This is a genomic window from Nocardioides stalactiti (assembly GCF_014180715.1).
GTDB classification, from domain to species: Bacteria; Actinomycetota; Actinomycetes; order Propionibacteriales; family Nocardioidaceae; genus Nocardioides; species Nocardioides stalactiti.
In genome coordinates this window covers 1-1,091 of the sequence record NZ_JACEFC010000243.1, presented here as the reverse complement: position 1 = coordinate 1,091, position 1,091 = coordinate 1, and the positions used below count along the sequence as shown (strand labels likewise).

Sequence of the window (1,091 nt, the reverse complement as noted above, 5' to 3'; positions counted from 1 at the left end):
GCCGAACGGGCCGCCCCCGCCGCCGACGTTGGCGGTCGCGAGCTCGATCGCCCGGGCGAGCCAGGCTGCGTCGCCGGTGGCGCCGGTGGCGCCGGTGGCGCCGGTGGCGCCGGTGGCGCCGGTGGCGCCGGTGTTGTCGGGGCGGTCGGGGACGGCGGGGCCGGGCACGCTCACTCCACCTCGCCCATCCGCTCGTACGTCTCGGTGATCCGGCCGACCCTCCTGCTGCCCGCCCGTCCGCACGCGCCGAGCACGGCGTCGGCGAGCACGCTCACCAGGGCCATCGGCGCGGCATAGCTGTCGAACGCCAGCGAGTGCTGCAGCGGGCACTCGAGCCAGATGGAGGCCTGGGAGGCGTGGGCGACCGCGGTCGGGTCGCCGATCAGGACGACGGACGCACCGGTGCCGCTCGCCTCGGTGAGGAACTCCGCGAAGCCCTGGGGTCGGCGCCGGAAGCCGACGACCACGATGACGTCGTCCTGCCCGAGGCCCACCAGCTCCTCGCCGGTGGTCTGGCCGGGCGCCGGCGCGATGAGGACGTCGGACCGGGCCTGGGCCAGCTGTTCGCGCAGGTGGAGGGCGATCGGATAGCTGTTGCGCCACCCGATGACGAGGACCCGGGTCGCGAGCGCGAGGCGTCCGGCGACCTCGGGGATCCGCGGGTGCTCGATCGCGCGCAGGATCGCTGCCTGCTCCAGCGAGGCCAGCGCCTCGGCGTTCGGCGCCCCGTCGATCCGGCGCGGCTCCCCGGCGCTGCGCAGCGCGCGGAGGTGCTCGCGGACCTCGTCGAAGTCCTCGAAGCCCAGGCTGCGGAAGAGCCGGCTCATCGTGGCCCGGCTGACGCCGGCGAGATCGGCGAGCTCGGCCGCGCGGTAGGTCGCGAGGTCGTCCAGGTGCTCGAGCAGGGTCGCGGCGGCGCGACGCTCCTGCGGGGTGAGGGCATCGTGCCGGTCGGCGATCCGCTCGTCGATCCGCATCGAGCCCGCCCCGCGGGTCATCACTTCGGTTGCCATCAGCTGCCCCGGTAGGTCGTGAAGGAGTAGGGACTGAGCAGCAGCGCCACGTGGTGGTGCGGCTGGTCGGACCCGGTC

Annotated in this window: 2 protein-coding genes; both read right to left on the bottom strand. The window is 75.2% G+C overall.

Annotated elements, in window-relative coordinates:
• Positions 1 to 170: 170 nt before the first annotated feature.
• Positions 171 to 1,013: a MurR/RpiR family transcriptional regulator gene (locus tag H0487_RS22690; protein ID WP_246384417.1), complete on the bottom strand. Its 843-nt coding sequence runs from the start codon at positions 1,011 to 1,013 to the stop codon at positions 171 to 173.
• Positions 1,013 to 1,091 (bottom strand): hydroxyisourate hydrolase (locus tag H0487_RS24530; RefSeq protein ID WP_183096447.1); only part of this gene is annotated, 79 nt, incomplete at its 5' end. The genes H0487_RS22690 and H0487_RS24530, both read right to left, overlap by 1 nt.